Origin of the sequence: Bacillus infantis (genome assembly GCF_020171945.1) — a bacterium.
In the GTDB taxonomy this organism is placed as follows: Bacteria; Bacillota; Bacilli; order Bacillales; family Cytobacillaceae; genus Bacillus_AB; species Bacillus_AB infantis_A.
Genome location: NZ_JAIVAP010000010.1, coordinates 148,352 through 167,236, shown reverse-complemented (window position 1 = coordinate 167,236; position 18,885 = coordinate 148,352). Strand labels below are relative to the sequence as shown.

Sequence of the window (18,885 nt, the reverse complement as noted above, 5' to 3'; positions counted from 1 at the left end):
AAAAGCCTGTTTGCTTTCAATAAGCAAACAGGCAAAGATGATGTGCTGCCGGCTATTTATTGCCCAAAGCAAAGGGCATTTTTTTTATATGCCACTGCTTTTCCCCTTTTGTTATCTTGGCTCCACAATCAGCTTTATCGCTGTCCGTTCTTCACCGTCAATCTTAATATCGGTGAAAGCAGGGATACAGATCAAATCCACTCCGCTAGGCGCTACGAATCCTCGGGCGATCGCTACTGCTTTAACCGCTTGGTTCAATGCACCCGCACCAATTGCCTGGATCTCTGCGCCGCCTCTTTCACGCAGAACACCAGCAAGCGCACCAGCTACAGAATTAGGATTAGACTTTGCTGAAACTTTTAATATTTCCATTCCTAGCTCCTCCTTGTTTATCCCGTCCTGCATGCCCTTAGGATACTTGCCCCGGACACATCAGGTATATCATTCCATTGCTACTATATTCAGAGGATAAAAAACATATTCCAGCTTGGACAAAATATTGGAAAATTGCGTACTTTCAAGGACCCCTTAAAACAAAAAGAGACTGCCTATGGAAAGGCAGCCCTTTATTCTTCAGCTGAAAAAAGGATGATCTTCGTTAATCAGGATCCGTTCTATTTTCTTGGCCAGCCCTGTTTTCCGGTCCAGTTCAACCGATACTGCGCTCAGCTGGTCCCTGCCTTCCTTCGGCACCTCAAAACGGACAGGAAGATTTGTAATGAATCGCTTCAATACAGCTTCCTTCTCAACGCCCAGGATTCCGTCATAGGGGCCAGTCATGCCCACATCGGTTATAAAGGCTGTCCCGTCCGGAAGGATCCGGTTATCTGCCGTCTGGACATGCGTGTGCGTACCAACCACAGCAGAAACCTTTCCATCGAGATACCAGCCCATTGCCTGCTTTTCGCTTGTCGCTTCTGCATGGAAATCGACAAAGATGAAGGGAGTGCGCTGCCGCGCTTCCTCGATGAGTTCATCGGCTTTTTTAAACGGACAGTCGGACGGCTGTAAAAAGGTCCTTCCCTGAAGATTTATAACAGCCACTTCATCAGTGTTCACCTTTAAATATACAATGCCTTTGCCAGGATTATTATCCGGGAAGTTGGCAGGCCTGATTAAATATTTCGCACTCTCAATAAACTCAAATATCTCTCTGTTATCCCATGTATGATTGCCGAGGGTCACCGCCTGCGCGCCTGCTTCCAAAAAGCCCCGGTATATCTTTTCAGTGATTCCTTTTCCGCCGGCTGCATTTTCACCATTAATAATGGTCACCTGCGGACGGTACTTGTCTTTTAATTTGGGCAGATATTCTTTTACCATATCACGCCCGGGAGAACCAACTACATCTCCAACAAACAAAATATTCATTCAGCTAACCCTTCCTAACTTCAATTTCTTCACTGTTAACATTGTAACACAAAAAGGATGAATTCCATTCGTATCATTTCGGCAAAAAAATAAAGCAGCGCCGAAGCACTGCTTTATTTTGCGTATTCAACGGCTCTCGTTTCACGGATGACCGTAACCTTGATATGTCCTGGATAATCAAGCTCTTCTTCAATCTTCTTGCGTATATCCCTTGCGAGCCTGTGTGATTCAAGGTCATCAATCTGATCAGGCTTAACCATGATCCTGATTTCCCTTCCGGCCTGGATGGCAAATGATTTCTCGACTCCATCATAGGATTCGGAAATCTCCTCCAGTTTTTCCAGACGGCGGATATAGTTTTCAAGCGTTTCCCTTCTCGCCCCAGGCCTTGCTGCTGATAAAGCATCTGCTGCAGCAACAAGTACAGCGATAATGGATGTAGGCTCTGTATCGCCATGGTGAGAAGCAATGCTGTTGATGACAACCGGATGCTCTTTGTACTTAGTCGCAAGCTCAACTCCGATTTCAACATGGCTTCCTTCTACTTCATGGTCGATTGCTTTACCGATATCATGTAGCAAACCAGCACGGCGGGCAAGTGTTTCATCCTCGCCAAGTTCAGCAGCCAGCAGCCCTGAAAGCTGGGCAACCTCCATTGAGTGTTTCAGCACATTCTGTCCGTAGCTGGTACGGAATTTCAGGCGGCCGAGAATTTTGATAAGATCCGGATGAAGTCCGTGTACGCCGACCTCAAAGGTCGTCTGTTCACCGATTTCACGGATATGCTCGTCCACTTCGCGGCGCGCTTTATCCACCATTTCCTCAATCCTCGCCGGGTGAATGCGTCCATCTTGAACTAATTTTTCGAGAGCAAGCCTTGCTGTCTCACGGCGGATGGGATCAAACCCGGATAAAATGACTGCTTCCGGAGTATCATCGATGATGAGATCAATTCCGGTAAGCGTTTCAAGTGTACGTATATTACGTCCTTCACGGCCGATGATACGTCCCTTCATTTCATCGTTAGGCAGATTGACCACTGATACGGTCGTTTCTGCAACATGGTCTGCAGCGCAGCGCTGAATGGCCAATGACAATACTTCCTTCGCCTTCTTGTCAGCCTCTTCCTTCGCGCGGTTTTCCGTTTCCTTCACCATAATGGCAATATCGTGAGCAACTTCCTGCTCGACCCGATCTAAAATGATGGATTTTGCCTCTTCACGAGTTAAGCCTGAGATGCGTTCCAGCTCAGATTGCTGTGCTCGTACCATCTCGTCCACTTTGCTTTCCATCTCTTCAATATGCTGTTGTTTTTTGTTAAGAGAATCGTCTCTTTTCTCCAGGATTGACTCACGCTTATCAAGCGATTCATCTTTCCGGTCAAGATTCTCCTCTTTTTGCAGTAAACGATTTTCTTGTTTTTGCAGCTCATTTCTTCGATCACGAACTTCTTGTTCAGCTTCAGTCCGAAGCTTGTGAATTTCATCTTTTGCTTCCAGCAGGGCTTCCTTCTTTGAAGCATCAGCTTCACGCCTTGCATCCTCAAGGATTTGCTCAGCAGCGTTCTTAGCTCCTGCAATTTTTGCTTCGGCAATCGATTTGCGAATAAAATAGCCAACAACTGCACCGACGACTAGGGCAAGCAAAATGGAGATGACTAATAAAATATCCATCATTTCACCTCCTCTTGCTATGAACTTTTTTGTGTTACGTTTCTAAAGTGTCGGCATGTACATTGTTTAAGATCAACATACAGCACTAAGGCTTTAAACGTTTTCAAATACTCATAAAAATGTAAAATATACAATATAATTGTAAAGCTGTGGATTTTTATTGTCAAGGGTTTGTCCTTGCGGCTTTTTTTAATATTTCGGACAAGTCTGCCAACTGGGCCGAAAGTATCTCTTTCTCCTCCAGAACCTTCCCCCCGCACCATGCCTTTACAGCCCATCTTAACACCGCAGCACGAAAAAGCAAAAGGCAAAGCCTGTGGCTTTGCCTCAAGTGATCAATCAATCAGTTCGAAATGCTCCTGATCCTGATCCTGGTTTTCTTCTAATACCTTCTCTTCATCGAGGCCGTAGTGGTCACGGATCTGCTTTTGGATGGTCAGCCTTAAGTCAGGATTCTCCTTAAGGAACTGCTTCGCATTTTCGCGTCCCTGGCCAAGTCTCTCTTCATTGTATGAATACCAGGAGCCGCTCTTCTGGACAATATCCAGTTCAGAGCCCATATCAATGATTTCGCCTTCTTTTGAGATGCCTTCCCCGTACATGATGTCGACTTCTGCGACACGGAATGGAGGAGCAACCTTATTTTTGACGACCTTGATTTTGGTTTTGTTACCGACCATTTCATTGCCTTGCTTTAAAGTTTCAGCACGGCGCACTTCCAGACGTACGGAAGAGTAGAACTTAAGAGCACGGCCGCCTGGAGTGGTTTCAGGGTTTCCGAACATGACTCCGACTTTTTCACGGATTTGGTTGATAAAGATGGCAAGCGTTCTTGATTTATTAATGGCACCTGATAATTTACGAAGGGCCTGGGACATAAGGCGGGCCTGGAGACCGACATGCGAGTCACCCATTTCCCCTTCAATCTCTGCTTTCGGTACAAGGGCAGCTACTGAGTCGATGACAAGGATGTCAATGGCACCGCTTCGTACAAGGGCTTCAGCAATTTCAAGCGCCTGTTCCCCAGTATCAGGCTGGGAAAGCAGCAATTCATCAATGTTTACGCCCAGCTTTTGGGCATATACCGGGTCAAGGGCATGCTCAGCATCGATAAAGGCAGCTTGTCCGCCATTCGCCTGCACCTCTGCAATCGCATGAAGGGCAACAGTCGTTTTACCCGAGCTTTCCGGACCATAGATTTCAACTATGCGCCCCTTAGGGTAGCCTCCCACTCCAAGCGCAACATCAAGCGCCAGGGAGCCGCTCGGAGAAGTTGATATCTTGCGGTCGGTCTGCTCCCCAAGCTTCATGATCGAACCTTTACCAAATTGTTTTTCTATTTGCTTTAAAGCCATATCTAATGCAGCTTGACGTTCACTCACTAGTGATTTCCTCCTTTATATATAAAGAAAAATATGCATTGCATATTTCAAAATCTTTCTCAAAGAACCTATCTTTACTATATACTTTTTCTGCTTGTTTGTCGAGCAAAAAGTCGAACATTCATTCGTTTTTTTTGAGAGGGACATTGATGGGTAAATACCCCGATTCCTTCAAGAGAAAACTCTTTTCAGCCGCCTCTTTTAATACAGAAACGGAAAATCGGCCAGCTGTCTGAATAATAGAAAGGGAAATCAGCGCAGTTTCGCAGTTTGCCATATTGCCAGATAAGATAAGAATTATATGAAGACCGAAGAAGCAGGGATTTCAATAAAATAGAAAACAGGCCATTGTTAACGGCCTGTTCCCTCTATTTTTCTTTCAGCTCTTTTAGTAAGAAATGGCAGCCGTACTTCACCGATCGTGACCGATTGGCTGCACGGGATCCGCCGAGGTTCAGCTTCTCCACATGTGTGGGCCTGCCTTTGATGGCTATCCCGATATAGACGGTGCCGACAGGTTTTCCTTCAAGCTCATCAGGACCCGCAACCCCGGTAAAGCTGATCCCAATGTCGGCCCCTGTCAGTGCGGCCGCATTCTCAGCCAGCTCAGTGGCACACGCTTCACTGACAACACCATCTTTTTCAATGGTTTCTTTTTTTACATTCAGGACCTTTTCCTTCACTTCGTTTGTATAGCAGACAACCCCGCCTTTAAGAAGGCTCCCTGCTCCCGGAATGGAAGTGAACTCCTGCTGGAACATACCGCCTGTCAGACTCTCAGCACAGCCAATCGTAAGGCCTTTTTCCTTCAGCGCTTTTGTCAGCTCAATCATTAAGGAAGAATCGTCATAGCCATAGAAGAATTCGCCGGTCCTGCTGAGTATCTTTTCTTCCGTTTCTTCTATCAGCTGCAGGGCCGTGTCAAGACTTTGATGCTTGGCTGTCAGCCGCAGGGTCACTTCCCCGTCTCCAGCGAGAGGCGCTATAGTTGGATTGGACTGGCTGTCAATCAGGTCCTCGATCTCTGTCTCAAGCATCGCTTCCCCGATTCCGAAGAACCGGAGCACCCTGGAGAGGATTTTTTCCTGAGAATCCATTCTGGCAAGCAGTGCAGGGTGTCCGTAGGCGAGGAACATCGGCTCCATTTCCTTCGGAGGGCCGGGAAGGAGCATATACGTTTTAGTTCCTTTTGCATATACCATTCCAGGCGCCATGCCGTGGTCATTCGGAAGCACTTCAGACCCTTTAAGTACAATCGCCTGCTTCCTGTTGTTCTCTGTCATCACCCGGCCGGCCCTATCGAAATAAAGCTCGATCTGGCGGAGCGCCTCTTCGTTATGGACAAGCTCGGCGCCAAGATGCTCTGCAATGGCCTCTTTTGTCAAATCATCCTTGGTCGGGCCGAGGCCCCCTGTGAAAATGACCAGGTCAGAGCGCTCCTCGGCTATCCCGATCGCAGCTTTGAGCCTGGAAGGATTGTCTCCAACAACTGTATGGTAAAACACATTGATGCCGATATCCGCCAGCTGCATGGAGAGGAATCTGGCGTTTGTATTGTTGATCTGCCCAAGCAAAAGCTCCGAACCCACCGCAATGATTTCTGCATTCATATCCTTTGTCCCCTCCTGTTGAAGCCTCATATTACAGTCTCATTGATATTACTTTGAATTGATGAAGGCTGCTTTATTTTTGTAGAAATAATCCCAGCCTGACCAGATTGTAAAGATCATTGCCACCCAAAGCGCAATGTCATCGAACGGCACGGAAATTAATTCAAAGATGATGTTGTGCAGCAAGAGTGCGGAAATGGCGACGATCTGTGCCCATGTTTTCACCTTGCCAAGCATATTGGCTGCAACAACTTCCCCTTCCCCTGCAAGGACAAGCCTGAGGCCTGTAACGGCAAACTCACGGCTGATAATGACGATGACAATCCAGGAAGCCGCCAGTTCAAGATCGACCAGAACAATCAGTGCTGCCGACACAAGCAGTTTATCTGCGAGCGGATCAAGGAATTTCCCAAGATTGGTGACCATATTCAGCTTCCTTGCGTAATAGCCATCAACCCAGTCTGTCGCGGAAGCAATGATAAAGATCAAGGCCCCGACAAGATGCGTGACAGGCATTTCAGCCCCTAAAAAGGCTGTCTCCCCCCATGAGAAGGGAACAAGCATCACAATTAAAAAAAGCGGAATCAAGAAGATCCTTGATACGGTTATTTTATTAGGCAAGTTCATTATGTACCTCCAAAAAGCTATGTAGTTTCGGCAGACTTGCGCTAAAGGCGGAGAAAACATCCATGCCCTCAGAAAAGTCTTACTCTATAGTTTTACAGCAAAAAAATAAATATAGCAATTTTTTCACTTTTTTATCTTGTTCCACCCTTCTATTTTGGCCGCTGAGAGAAAAAAATAGCCATCACATGGATGGCTATTCTGTCGTTTTTGTGTAGCGGATGGTAATATCCTGCTTAACACTCTTGGAAGAAGGAATAGCATATTCCAGCTTCTGGTCATTGATATACAGTTCAGTCTGGGAGGTGTTCCCAACTACGAGTACAGCCTCAGACTCTTTCGACAAATCGATTGTCTGGCTTTCGGCAGAACCTTTTAAAAGCATTCCCTCGAAGAAGGAATAGCCTTTGCCATTCTTGATGCTCACCCAGGTTTCGCCTGTGCTGACCACTTTCAGAACGAATTTATCAGCGTTTTTCACTTCATATACGGTATCATTGCCAGCTGACTCGACGACAGCAACTTCCTGTGCAGGCGGTTCCGGCTTTTCTTCCTCAGCCGGCTCTTCTTCCTCAGCAGCACCATCGCCTTCTTCCTTGCCTTCCTCTTCTTTAGGCTCTTCTTTTGCAAGATCATCCGACTGGCCATATTCAACACCCTGGGTATTGCCGTTATCGGCCGGCTCACCCTCATCTTTGCCGTTGTTTGCCATAACGATGAAATAATAGAGAAGCGCGATGACGCCGACAACAAAGACACCAATCAGAATTTTGGGGAGCAGGTCCGCAAACTTTGAACTGCTGCCGGAAATATTCTTCCTGGTCTGAACCCTTGAAAGCTTTTCAGGTATGTCATCACTCGCAGCGGTGACAGGGATGTCATTCTTGTACTGCTCAAAAAGCTCTTCCGGATCAATGCCGACAGCCTCGGCGTATTGCTTGATGAATGCCCGGACATAGAATTTGCCGGGCATCATGCTGTAGTTTCCTTCTTCAATTCCTACGAGATAGCGCTTCTGGATCTTTGTCGCTGTCTGGAGATCATCAAGGCTCATGCCTCTTTCGATCCTAGCTTCTTTTAAATGATTGCCTAGTTCTGTCAATACAAACACCTTCCACCTTACTAAAAATCAAATCCCCCAAAATCGGTCCCGGAGAACATATCATTATTTTCAACCACATCATATTTGATCTCTTCATTGTGATCATGGCGCAGTTCAATAATATAGTCAAAATCCTCCATCGAATATTCTGTATTCTGCACAAAAATATCCGGATGCTCAACGACCTTGACTGCAGGGAGGCGCATGATTTCCCTCACCAGCTGCCAGTGCCTTTCATTTGCTCTTCTGGTTGAAACAATTCCATCAATGATAAACAGATTATTTTCATTGTATTCATCCTGGATCAGCTGATTCCGGATGGTCTGCTTAAGCAGTGTTGACGACATAAACAGCCATCTTTTGTTGGCGCAGACGCTTGATGCCACGATCGATTCTGTTTTGCCGACGCGGGGCATGCCCCTGATGCCAATCAGCTTATGTCCTTCCTGCTTGAACAGCTCAGCCATGAAATCAACGAGCAGCCCCAGTTCATCCCGGACGAAACGGAAAGTTTTCTTATCGTCTGCGTCCCTTTGTATGTATCGGCCGTGGCGCACCGCCAGCCTGTCCCTCAGCTTTGGTTCCCTGAGCTTTATTACCTTTATTGTGTCCATTGTATGTAAAATAGACTCTAGTCTTTGGATTTGTTCATGATCTTTTGCAAGGATCAGCAATCCCCTTCGCCCTTCATCCACTCCATTAATGGTGACGATATTAATGGAAAGCATTCCCAGGAGCGAAGAAATGTCACCAAGCAGCCCAGGCCGGTTTTTTTGAATTTCATATTCCAGGTACCATTCCGTTTTTTCCATAGGTAAACCTCCCAGATCATCCCAAATCCGACATTTTCCTGCATATTTTTGTCTAGCTTCTATAATAAATGATTTTCCCTGAAGATGAAAGAAAAAACCAATGTCTTTCGAATCATTCCTGATTTTTTTTCATTGCCTGCAAATCAGCCTCCAAATGCAGAAAAAAAGAGAGGGTTGGCCTCTCTTTGGAATGAACCTGTATGGAAAGTTCTATTGCTGCTGTGAACCGTCGTTCTGAACAAGCTTAACCATCATATTGGCAATCGCATGCTGCTCTTCCGGGCTCGCAACTGACCATAGATCAGCCAATACTTTTTCCTGATCATTTTGCGGATCAACCTGCTTCGCAAGATAGTCACCGATCTGGTAAGCAAGGTCATTCACTACATCTTTATTCATGCCTTCATTCTGGGCATGGTGAAGACGGTCCCCCAAGAAATCCTTCCAATGATTCCAGTTATCCAATACAGACATTGTTCGTACCTCCTTGTAGTATAGTACAAAGTTATTTTGCTTTCTGGAGGCACAAAATATGCATCTGTCTGTAATTTTACATGTACCAGCCGCCATTTATGCCGAGCACCTGGCCAGTGATATAGGAAGAACCTTCAGAAAGCAGGAAAGCTGCAGCATTCGCAATCTCTTCAGGTGCTGCCAGCCTCCCCATCGGTATTTCTTCCTCTATCTCCATTATTTCCGATTCACTGAATGACTCCATCATCGGTGTTTTTACAGCGCCAGGGGCAATCGCATTCACTCTCACCCCATTCAGGGCGACCTCTTTGCTTAAAGATTTTACAAATGCAATCTGCGCACCTTTTGCAGCTGAATAGGCTGTTTCGCAGGCAGCGCCTGCCTGGCCCCAGATGGAAGAGACCATGATTATGTTCCCCTGCCGCTTTTGGACCAATTTAGGCAGCAGCTCCCTGGTAAGCGCATAAGGGGACATCACATGCACCCGCATCAGCTGTTCGAGAACCTGGTCATCTGTATCTTCCATCATTCCATAAAAGCCTGTCCCTGAATTATGGACAATCGCATCGAGGGAGAAGATGCTTTCAGCGATTTTTTTATATCCAAGGGGATCTGCCAGATCACCCTGGACAGGGATATATTCCCCCTCGAATTGTGCGAGATCCCCCAGAAGCTCCTCAATGGCCTCTTTGTTTCTGTTATAGTGCAGATAGAGCGAGTGCCCTTCTCCAGCAAGCTTGAGGGCAATCGCCCTTCCTATGCCTCCGCTTGCACCGGTTATCAATGTAAATTTCTTCATTCTCTGTTCCGCTCCCGCTCACTATTTTTCACAATGACAGAAAGCGCCGGAAACCGGCGCTTTCCTTTTTATTTGGGAACAACCTGGCAGACAGTAAATCTGTCCTCGGACAGAAATACATTTGCTGTCTCTTTTAGCTGTTCTAAACTGATCTTCTCTATTTCAGGCACCACTTCGAACAGGTCCATCCCATTAAAAGCATATCGTGTAAACTGGTTTGCGATATATTCAGGTGAATTGACGGAACGGAGGAATGCCCCGATTTTTTTCTTTTTCGTTCTGTCCAGCGCTTCCTGGCTGAATACATCGCCAGTCTTTGCTTCAAGCAGCATGCTCCTCAATGTGCCTGCAAGCTGATCCGGGTCGCTTGTATCCCCGCCAAGCATCGCAAAGCCGAATCCCTGCTCCTGCGTGTAATCATATGAGAAGGTTTCATCAATAAGCCCTTCCCTGTACAGAGTTTCGTAATTTTTGGAGCTTTTGCCGAACAGGATATCGAGCATAACATTCAGCGTCAGTTCATTCTTCAGCATTTCAGTGCCTTCCTGCTTCACATTAAGCGCTTTGACGCCCAATAGGCATTTCGAGCTTTGCACATTCATCTTCAGAACCTGCTTCTTCTCCGCAACACCAGTCATTTCCTGCTCAAACCTGCGTTCGATTGCCGGCTGGTCCTTATATTCCTTTTTCTCCTGGTTGCTCCTGATCTGCCCCATTATCGCTTCAGGGTCAACTGGACCGGTAACAAAAAGCAGCATATTGCTCGGGTGGTAGAATGTGTTATAGCATTCATACAATAGATCTTTAGTAATGTGGGAGATTGATTCCACTGTCCCTGCAATGTCAATTTTCACAGGATGATTCTGGTACATATTCTGGATGAGGCCGAAATAAAGACGCCAGTCCGGGTTGTCATCATACATGGTGATTTCCTGCCCGATGATGCCTTTCTCCTTTTCTACGGTCTTTTCCGTAAAATAAGGATCCTGGACAAAATCAATCAGTGTCTCCAGGTTCCGCTCAACCTCAGAGGTGCTGGAAAACAGATATGCTGTCCTTGTGAAGGATGTAAAAGCATTGGCCGATGCGCCCTGTTTGCTGAACTGCTGGAAAACGTCGCCGTCTTCTTTTTCAAACAATTTATGCTCAAGGAAGTGGGCGATGCCATCAGGAACCTTGACAAACTCCTCTTTCCCAAGCGGGACAAAGTGATTGTCAACAGAGCCGTATTTGGTTGTGAAGGTGGCATATGTTTTGTTGAATCCCTGCTTCGGCAGTATATAGACATCAAGGCCATTGGCCATTTTTTCGTAATATAATTTTTCTTTCAATTGGTCAAAAACAATCGTTTCCATTTATTCGCCCGCCTCCGTTCCTGTTAAGAAATATACGGTATCCATGCTGATTTTTTTTGCTGCGGTGACAATATCTTCTTTCGTGGCTTTGTCCATCTCTTCCATCCACAGGTCAAGAGAAATTTCCTGGCCGGCGACTACATTATGATAAAGGATCTCTGTCATTCCCCTGGCAGTGTCGATTGTCTCAAGCAGCTGATTCTTGATCACTGCCTTTGTCTGTGCCATTTCTTCTTCCGTAAAGTCGCCGTTTCGCATGGCTTCCATCTGGTCTTTGATGATGCCGACCGCCTGGTCATAGTTTTTATTATCGATGCCGGACATGACCATCATCAATCCTTTATGGCTTTCAAGCCTGCTGGCAACGTAGTAGGCAAGGCTTGCTTTTTCCCTGACATTGATAAACAGCTTCGAATGTGAAAAGCCGCCGAAAATGCCGTTGAAAACCTGGAGGGCGTAGTAATCTTTATCTCCATAGAGGATGTTGGTCCGGTAGCCTATGTTAAGCTTCCCTTGTTTTACATCCTGGATTTCTTTGACTTCGTTTACATCCCCTGCTTCTGCCGCGGATCCGCCCGCAAGCTGCTTAGGCTCCCTCGGAGAGAATTTCAGATACTCCCCTGCCATCGCTTCTACTTCAGCAGGTTCAACGTCACCGATCACATAAAAATCGAGCTGATCTTCTGCAAATGCCCGTTCATAATACTGATAGAGCTTTTCAGGTGTGATGCTGTCGACTTCATCCATTTCACCGTTTACATGAAGGGCATAAGGCTCCCCTTTGCACATTTCTTCAACGAGCCTGAAATTGGAATATCTCATCTTGTCATCAAAGACAGATTGAATCCGCTGCTTTTGCGTCCTTTTTTCCTGCCTGACTGTTTCCTCATTGAATCTCCCATCCTGCGCATTTGGCTTCAGCAGGATTTCAGCCAGGAATTCAAAAGCCTTCCTTAACAGAGGTGCTGGATCCGAAAGGAATTTCTCATTGGCGATATCCATTGAAAAAGTGACAACATGATACTCGCCCTTTTTCGCCAAATCCACATACAGGCTGGCGCCGTATAGATCATCAAGATGCGAACGGAGAAGCCCTGTGGCTGGAAACCTTCTTGAACTGCTCTGCAGGACATACGGTAAAAGCGCTCTTACAGTCGCATCTTCTTTTTGAAGAGGAGCTTTCATTTTCCAGATCAGTGTATTGGTTTTAAATTTGCCGGTCTTGACTATATGGAGGTCATAACCTTCCATCTTTTTTACGATTTCATCCATAACGGCCATATACATCCTCCTAAATTTCCTGCTTTTTTTATCTTATGTAGGCGCTGCTCAGGTTATTTTTTAATCTTCTCCATAAAAATAAAACATATTCTAACTATAACGCTTCCTAAATTGAGATAGCAAATGATTGATGCGCAGGGAGAGTATGCCAATTGGGTTATTTTGCGATAAACAAAGCAGCCTCTTTGATGGAGACTGCTTTCTTTAAAGATGCTTATCCGCTATTTGCGTTTTTGATTTTCGCTGATGGCAGAGTATTCTTCAGGATAAGGCCGCTGCTGAAAATAGCCCTGCTTTTCCCGCTTGTTTTGGCCTGGTAAAGCAGCGCGTCCGCTTCTTCGAGTGCATGCTTCGTATTTCCGCTCCTTAAGAAGCTGGCGCCAAAGCTCATTGTGACAGATTGTTTCCCTCCGGCCATAACTTCCTGAACCACACTGTCCAGGAGGCCGGTCAGCATGCCAATGACCTTATCCTCGCGGTGCCCCGGGAAAAGGAAGGCAAATTCCTCTCCCCCATAACGGTATATTCTGCAGCCGCTCAGCTTTTCAGCTCTCATAAATATGCTCCCCAGCTTTTTCAGCACTTCATCGCCTTCAAGATGGCCGTAATGGTCGTTGATACTTTTGAAGTTATCTACATCGCCTAACAGGATGAAGCAGGGCTCAGCTGTTTTTTCTATAAGGTTAAGGTGCTCATGGAATGCTCTTCTATTGGCAAGCCCGGTAAGGAAATCTGTATACACCATTCTTTTAAGTTTATCGATCTGTGCCTGTTGCTTCATTTCCCTTACGGCAGCACCGCCGGACAGAATCCCGGCAACCCAAAGAATACCTAAAGGCAGAAGAACGAGTCCCGCATCCTCCCCCAAATTTGATCCGGCAAGAATTGAAACTGACAAGAACAGAGCTGAAAACAATGCTCCTTTAGTGCGCATTCTGATGGCCGCATTCATAGTAAGAAGAATGGCCAGCGGATAAAAGACGGCGGACCCAGCTCCATAAATCCAGAACAGGACAGAAGCTGCAATATGGTCGCAGCCAGTCCACACAGCCGCAAGGCGCCTGCTTGCTTTTCCTTTTTTCATAAAACTTGTGGATATATGGGCGGCTGCGATATAGAGGACAGAAAATGCAGCAAGGACAGCCGGAATCACTGTCTTCTCTGCCTGAATTGGAGCAGCTGGTGAATGGCATATGAAGAGGATCAGAAGGAGGATGAGCCATCTGCTATAGGAAACTATCTTATCTGTATGATAATCATTTAAAAACAAGGAATTTGGCATATGACGGCCCCGATCAGAAATGATAGAATATTAACTATTTAATTTTAAGGCAGTTTTTTCCAAGAGTCAATCTATTCAGTTAATTTTTAATTCACAGAAAAACCCGGTCTGCATGACCGGGTTCAGTATTATTATCTTTTTCCTTTTATATATGGAGTACCGAGTGCCTTTGGTGCATCTGCGCGGCCTATGAAGCCTGTCAATGCCAGGATTGTCAGGACATATGGCGCAATCAGCAGATAAACATTCGGGATGTTCTCAAGCAGCGGCAGGCTTGAGCCTACAATGCTCAAGCTTTGGGCAAAGCCGAAGAACAAAGCAGCACCCATTGCACCAAGCGGATGCCATTTTCCGAAGATCAATGCCGCCAAAGCCATAAAGCCCTGCCCGCTGATGGTAGCGTGCCCGAAGTCAGAGGAAATTGACTGGGCATATACACCGCCGCCGACACCTGCCAGCGCACCTGAGATGACTACGCCGATATAACGCATTCTTGTCACATTGATCCCCATCGTATCAGCAGCCATCGGATGTTCACCGACTGATCTGAGACGGAGTCCGAATGGCGTTTTGAACATCACATACCATGCGATGAAAGCAACGATGATAGCGACAAAGGATGTGTAATAGGTATTGGAGAAAAGGACTTCCCCTATGAATGGTATATCGCTTAATAAAGGTATATCGACCTTGCTGAAGCCCACCTGGATGATATCTGTCTGCCCTTTATCATAGATGAACTTGACAAGGAATAATGCCAGTCCGATAGCCAGCAGGTTGATGGCAACCCCGGAAACGGTCTGATCAGCACGGAACGTGATGGAGGCTACCGCATGGATAAGGGCAAACAGTCCGCCCACAACCAGCGCTGCAACCAAAGCGAGCCATGGAGTTGCTTTTCCCAGAGAATCAACAAATGTCAGGTTAAATACGATTGCAGTGAACGCTCCTATAACCATTAGCCCTTCGAGTCCGATGTTGACAACACCGGAGCGCTCAGAGAAATTTCCGCCCAATGCAGTGAAAATAAGCGGTGCCGCCCATAAAAGCGTGGAAGGAACAATGATCAGCAAAATATCCATAAAGCCCACTTATTTCACCCCCTTCTTGCCAAACTTATCGATGACGATGCGAATCATGTAGCTGGCTGCTACGAAGAATACAATCAGCGCGATGATGATATCTACCAGTTCATTCGGCACTCCAGCCTCAAGAGGCATATTCAGTGCCCCTACTTTAAGGCCGCCGAACAGGATAGCGGCAAATACGATACCGATCGGACCGTTTGCCCCAAGAAGCGCAACCGCGATCCCGTCAAAGCCGACGCCGGTGAAGCCGCCTTTGATTGCAGCATAGCCGAAGGTGCCAAGACCTTCCATGGCTCCGGCAAGCCCGGCAAAAGCACCAGAAATGACCATAGATAAAATAATATTGGAACTTACATTCATTCCGGCATACTGGGAAGCATGCTGGTTGAATCCTACTGCTTTCAGTTCATATCCTTTTGAAGTCTTCTCAAGCAGGAACCACATAATGAACACACAAACGATTGCAATCAAAATCCCCCAGTGAAGCCTGGAATAGTCTGTGATGCTTTCAAAGAAAGGCGATCTCAGAGAAGCCGAATCTGCAATATTTTCAGTTCTGTCCGCATTGTCAGTCAATACTGATCGGACAATATAGTTTGTTACATGCAAGGCGATATAGTTCATCATGATGGTTACGATAACTTCGTGAACCTTGAACTTAGCCTTCAGCAGGCCTGGGATGAAGGCCCATAGTGCACCTGCAGCCGCTGCAGCCAGTACAGCAAGCGGAAGGTGAATGAACTTAGGGAGATCATCAAAAGCCAGGCCGACCCAGACAGCGGCAAGCCATCCGACAATCAGCTGCCCTTCGACACCTATATTGAACAGCCCAGTCCTGAATGCAAACGCAACCGCCAAACCTGCCAGTATATATGGCGTTACCTGGCGGACTACCTCACCAGTGTAGTACACCTCGCCAAATGCTCCGTTCCATAATGCTGTATAACCTGCAACCGCATCATAGCCGGTCGCAATCATGATGATGGTGCCGACAACAACTCCAAGCAGAACGGCTATTAAAGGAACCATTATATTTTTCAAACGACTAGACATTAGACTTTTCACCCGCTTCCTTTCTTTTCGACCCTGCCATCAGCAGCCCAAGCTCCTGCTCAGTCGTTTCAGCCGGATCTACAACCGCTACAATCCCGCCTTCGTAAATAACGGCAATACGGTCGCTGACATTCATGATTTCATCCAGCTCGAAAGAAAGAAGCAGAACGGCTTTCCCGTTATCACGCTGCTCGATCAGGCGCTTATGGATGAATTCGATGGCCCCTACATCAAGCCCCCTTGTCGGCTGGGCAGCGATGAGCAAATCAGGGTCGCGGTCAATTTCACGGCCGATGATCGCTTTTTGCTGATTTCCGCCTGACAATGCCCTCGCCTCTGTATATTCAGTCGGCGTTCTGACATCATATTCTTTTATCAGTTTGCGGGCCTTATCGTAAATTTCTTTAAAATTCAATACACCGAATTTGGAGAAAGGCTTTTTGTAGTATGTCTGCAGTACGATATTATCGCCGATCGGGAAATCGAGCACCAGACCGTGCTTATGCCTGTCCTGAGGGATATGGCCAATCCCGCTTTCAGTGATCTTCCTCGGAGACAGATTTCTGATATCCTTGCCATTCAGGCTGATGGTGCCGCCCTCTGCTTTTCTCAGTCCGGTGATCGCTTCGATCAGTTCTGATTGTCCATTGCCGTCAACACCGGCAATCCCGACAATTTCGCCTGCTTTTATCTTTAAATTGAGATTGTTTACAACAGGGACGCCCCTGGAATCCTTAACAGTAAGTCCATTGATCTCAAATGCAACCTCTTTCGGATCTGCAGCCTTCTTTTCGGTCTTGAACGTAACTTCACGTCCGACCATCAGGCTTGCCAGCGCATTGGGATCTGTCTCGCTTACGTTAACTGTGCCGATGCCAACGCCTTTGCGGATGACCGTAACCCTGTCACAGACCTCCATGATTTCTTTCAGCTTGTGCGTGATCAGGATAATGGATTTGCCTTCCTTGATCAATGTCCGGAAAATCTGGATAAGCTCGCCGATTTCCTGCGGAGTAAGAACAGCGGTGGGCTCATCAAAGATCAGGATTTCGGCTCCGCGGTATAACGTCTTCAGGATTTCAACACGCTGCTGCATCCCTACAGAAATATCGGATATCTTTGCCTGGGGATCTACAGATAAGCCGTAGCGCTCAGAGATTTCCCTTACTTCCTGTTCAGCTTTTTTAATATCGATTCTGCCGGCGGTGGTTGTTTCTTTTCCGAGAATGATATTTTCAGTGACTGTAAACGTGTCGACCAGCATGAAGTGCTGATGGACCATCCCGATGCCAAGGTCATTGGCTATGTTCGGGTTTGTGATGCTGACTGGCTTTCCGTTGACACGGATTTCACCTTTTTCAGGCTGATAGAGGCCAAACAGCACGTTCATCAGCGTCGATTTCCCTGCACCATTCTCACCTAAGAGAGCATGGATCTCACCCTTCTTCAATTGAAGAGTAATATTGTCGTTTGCGACGATGCCCGGAAATTCTTTGCGGATATTGAGCATTTCAATAACGTATTCCATTCTTCCACTCCTCGCACAAATTAATAGAAAATATAGTAGTAAGAGGTCATACCTTAGAAGCTGTAAAAAAATCCGGCCGGGGCCGATTCCTCCGGCCTGCGTTTTTGCATTCCGGTTTTCAAGGTTTCTTAAACATCTATATTTCAGAGAAGATAATCTAAAACACTAAGTGAAAGGCAGAAGCATTCTGCTCTTCAATTAATGTTCCAGCCTGCAGATTTGCATTAAAAAGGAATAAGTGGGCCATACAACCCCCTTATTCCCTTTTGTATTATTCAGCCTTGAAGTTTTCCAGCTCAGCTCTTGTACCAGGTACAACAACGTCGCCGCTCTTGATTTTATCCTGCCACTCAGTTACAGCAGCTTCGATATCGGCTTTCGCAGAAACTTCGTCATTGATCTCTGCAAGGCCTACACCGTCTTCAGCCAGTCCGTAAGTAGTGATTTCGCCGCCAGGGAAGTTGCCTTCCATAGCTTTAGTTGAAAGGTCTTTCACAGCATTGTCAACGCGCTTAAGTGCAGAAGTGATGATGACGTTATGGTCGCCGACAACACCTTCAGCTGTCTGGTCGGAGTCAACGCCGATTGCCCAGATTTCTTTAGAAGGATCTTTCTGCTTAAGGTCGCGGGCTTCTTTGAATAGTCCGTTTCCAGTTCCTCCGGCAGCGTGGAAAATAACATCTGCTCCAGAAGAGTACATCTTAGCTGCAATCGTTTGGCCAAGCTCTGCTTTATCAAATGCGCCAGCGTACTGTACATCTACTTGTGCTTCAGGGTTGATCGCCTGTACACCTGCAAGGAAGCCGGATTCAAAGCGCTCGATAACTGCTCCTTCGATACCGCCGATGAAGCCGATTTTATTTGATTTAGTTGTTAAACCTGCTGCGATTCCAGCAAGGAAAGAAGCTTCTTGTTCTTTAAACAGGATGCTTGCAACATTAGGCTGCTGAACTTCTGCATCAACGATCGCGAAGTGTGCATCTTTCTGCTGCTGAGCGATTTCATCAACTGCTCCCTGCATCATGAAACCAATTCCGAAAACAAGGTCAAAGTCCTGACGAACCAGGTTGTTCAGGTTTGTAGCGTAGTCAGCATCTGATTGTGACTGCAGATAGTCATAGCCGCCTTTGCCTTTTTCAAGGCCGTTTTCTTCACCAAATGCCTTAAGACCTTCCCAGGCAGATTGGTTGAATGATTTATCATCAACACCGCCGACATCAGTTACCATTGCAACAGAGAATGCTTTTTCTTTTTCTTTTCCGCCTTCACCAGCTGCATTGTCTTTTTCATCATTGTTTCCGCATGCACCAAGAATTGTGCCGGCTGCAAGAACAAGTGACAGCGCCAAACCAAATTTACGCTTTTTCAAGGTTTGTACCCCCCAAGGAATTTGTTTGAAATTTTAGCAGGAATATTCTGAAAAACAGATTTGTTTTCGCTTTCATATCCGC

Annotated in this window: 17 protein-coding genes; all 17 read right to left on the bottom strand. The window is 46.4% G+C overall.

Going from position 1 to position 18,885, the window contains the following annotated elements; all coding sequences use genetic code 11:
• Nucleotides 1-111 precede the first annotated feature (111 nt).
• Nucleotides 112-372, bottom strand: coding sequence for a stage V sporulation protein SpoVS (gene spoVS, locus LCM00_RS15155; protein WP_009791522.1), 261 nt, complete (start codon nt 370-372; stop codon nt 112-114).
• A 201-nt stretch (nt 373-573) separates the two neighbouring features.
• Nucleotides 574-1,371 (bottom strand): TIGR00282 family metallophosphoesterase, encoded by a 798-nt coding sequence (locus LCM00_RS15150; RefSeq protein ID WP_224903609.1) that lies wholly within the window; start codon nt 1,369-1,371, stop codon nt 574-576.
• Nucleotides 1,372-1,484: 113 nt separating this feature from the next.
• A complete protein-coding gene (gene rny / locus LCM00_RS15145; RefSeq protein WP_009791524.1) occupies nt 1,485-3,047 on the bottom strand; it encodes a ribonuclease Y in 1,563 nt (520 codons plus the stop codon).
• Between the two features lie 332 nt (nt 3,048-3,379).
• Nucleotides 3,380-4,426 (bottom strand): recombinase RecA, encoded by a 1,047-nt coding sequence (gene recA / locus LCM00_RS15140; RefSeq protein ID WP_224903607.1) that lies wholly within the window; start codon nt 4,424-4,426, stop codon nt 3,380-3,382.
• A gap of 368 nt (nt 4,427-4,794) precedes the next feature.
• Entirely contained in the window at nt 4,795-6,036 is a 1,242-nt protein-coding gene (locus LCM00_RS15135) for a competence/damage-inducible protein A (RefSeq protein WP_224903619.1), read from the bottom strand.
• Between the two features lie 48 nt (nt 6,037-6,084).
• Nucleotides 6,085-6,663 carry a CDP-diacylglycerol--glycerol-3-phosphate 3-phosphatidyltransferase gene (gene pgsA, locus LCM00_RS15130; protein ID WP_224903605.1) on the bottom strand — a complete coding sequence of 193 codons (579 nt, stop codon included), beginning with the start codon at nt 6,661-6,663 and terminating at the stop codon, nt 6,085-6,087.
• 193 nt (nt 6,664-6,856) lie between these two features.
• Nucleotides 6,857-7,762, bottom strand: coding sequence for a helix-turn-helix domain-containing protein (locus tag LCM00_RS15125; RefSeq protein WP_224903603.1), 906 nt, complete (start codon nt 7,760-7,762; stop codon nt 6,857-6,859).
• Nucleotides 7,763-7,782: 20 nt separating this feature from the next.
• Nucleotides 7,783-8,574 carry a YmfK family protein gene (locus tag LCM00_RS15120; RefSeq protein ID WP_224903601.1) on the bottom strand — a complete coding sequence of 264 codons (792 nt, stop codon included), beginning with the start codon at nt 8,572-8,574 and terminating at the stop codon, nt 7,783-7,785.
• Between the two features lie 210 nt (nt 8,575-8,784).
• Entirely contained in the window at nt 8,785-9,048 is a 264-nt protein-coding gene (locus LCM00_RS15115; protein ID WP_224903599.1) for a DUF3243 domain-containing protein, read from the bottom strand.
• A gap of 76 nt (nt 9,049-9,124) precedes the next feature.
• Entirely contained in the window at nt 9,125-9,847 is a 723-nt protein-coding gene (ymfI, locus tag LCM00_RS15110; RefSeq protein WP_224903598.1) for an elongation factor P 5-aminopentanone reductase, read from the bottom strand.
• Nucleotides 9,848-9,915: 68 nt separating this feature from the next.
• Complete coding sequence (gene yfmH / locus LCM00_RS15105; protein WP_224903597.1) at nt 9,916-11,202, bottom strand: EF-P 5-aminopentanol modification-associated protein YfmH; 1,287 nt, start codon at nt 11,200-11,202, stop codon at nt 9,916-9,918.
• Complete coding sequence (yfmF, locus tag LCM00_RS15100) at nt 11,203-12,483, bottom strand: EF-P 5-aminopentanol modification-associated protein YfmF (protein WP_224903596.1); 1,281 nt, start codon at nt 12,481-12,483, stop codon at nt 11,203-11,205.
• Nucleotides 12,484-12,697: 214 nt separating this feature from the next.
• The gene (locus LCM00_RS15095) at nt 12,698-13,765 is read right to left on the bottom strand and encodes a GGDEF domain-containing protein (RefSeq protein ID WP_224903595.1); all 1,068 of its coding nucleotides are present in this window, start codon (nt 13,763-13,765) and stop codon (nt 12,698-12,700) included.
• Between the two features lie 131 nt (nt 13,766-13,896).
• Complete coding sequence (locus LCM00_RS15090) at nt 13,897-14,856, bottom strand: ABC transporter permease (protein ID WP_224903594.1); 960 nt, start codon at nt 14,854-14,856, stop codon at nt 13,897-13,899.
• A complete protein-coding gene (locus LCM00_RS15085; protein ID WP_224903593.1) occupies nt 14,857-15,906 on the bottom strand; it encodes an ABC transporter permease in 1,050 nt (349 codons plus the stop codon).
• On the bottom strand, nt 15,899-17,434 hold the full coding sequence (locus LCM00_RS15080; RefSeq protein ID WP_224903591.1) for an ABC transporter ATP-binding protein: 1,536 nt from the start codon (nt 17,432-17,434) through the stop codon (nt 15,899-15,901). The genes LCM00_RS15085 and LCM00_RS15080 overlap by 8 nt, the downstream gene beginning before the upstream one ends.
• A gap of 271 nt (nt 17,435-17,705) precedes the next feature.
• Entirely contained in the window at nt 17,706-18,803 is a 1,098-nt protein-coding gene (locus LCM00_RS15075) for a BMP family lipoprotein (RefSeq protein ID WP_224903589.1), read from the bottom strand.
• Nucleotides 18,804-18,885 lie beyond the last annotated feature (82 nt).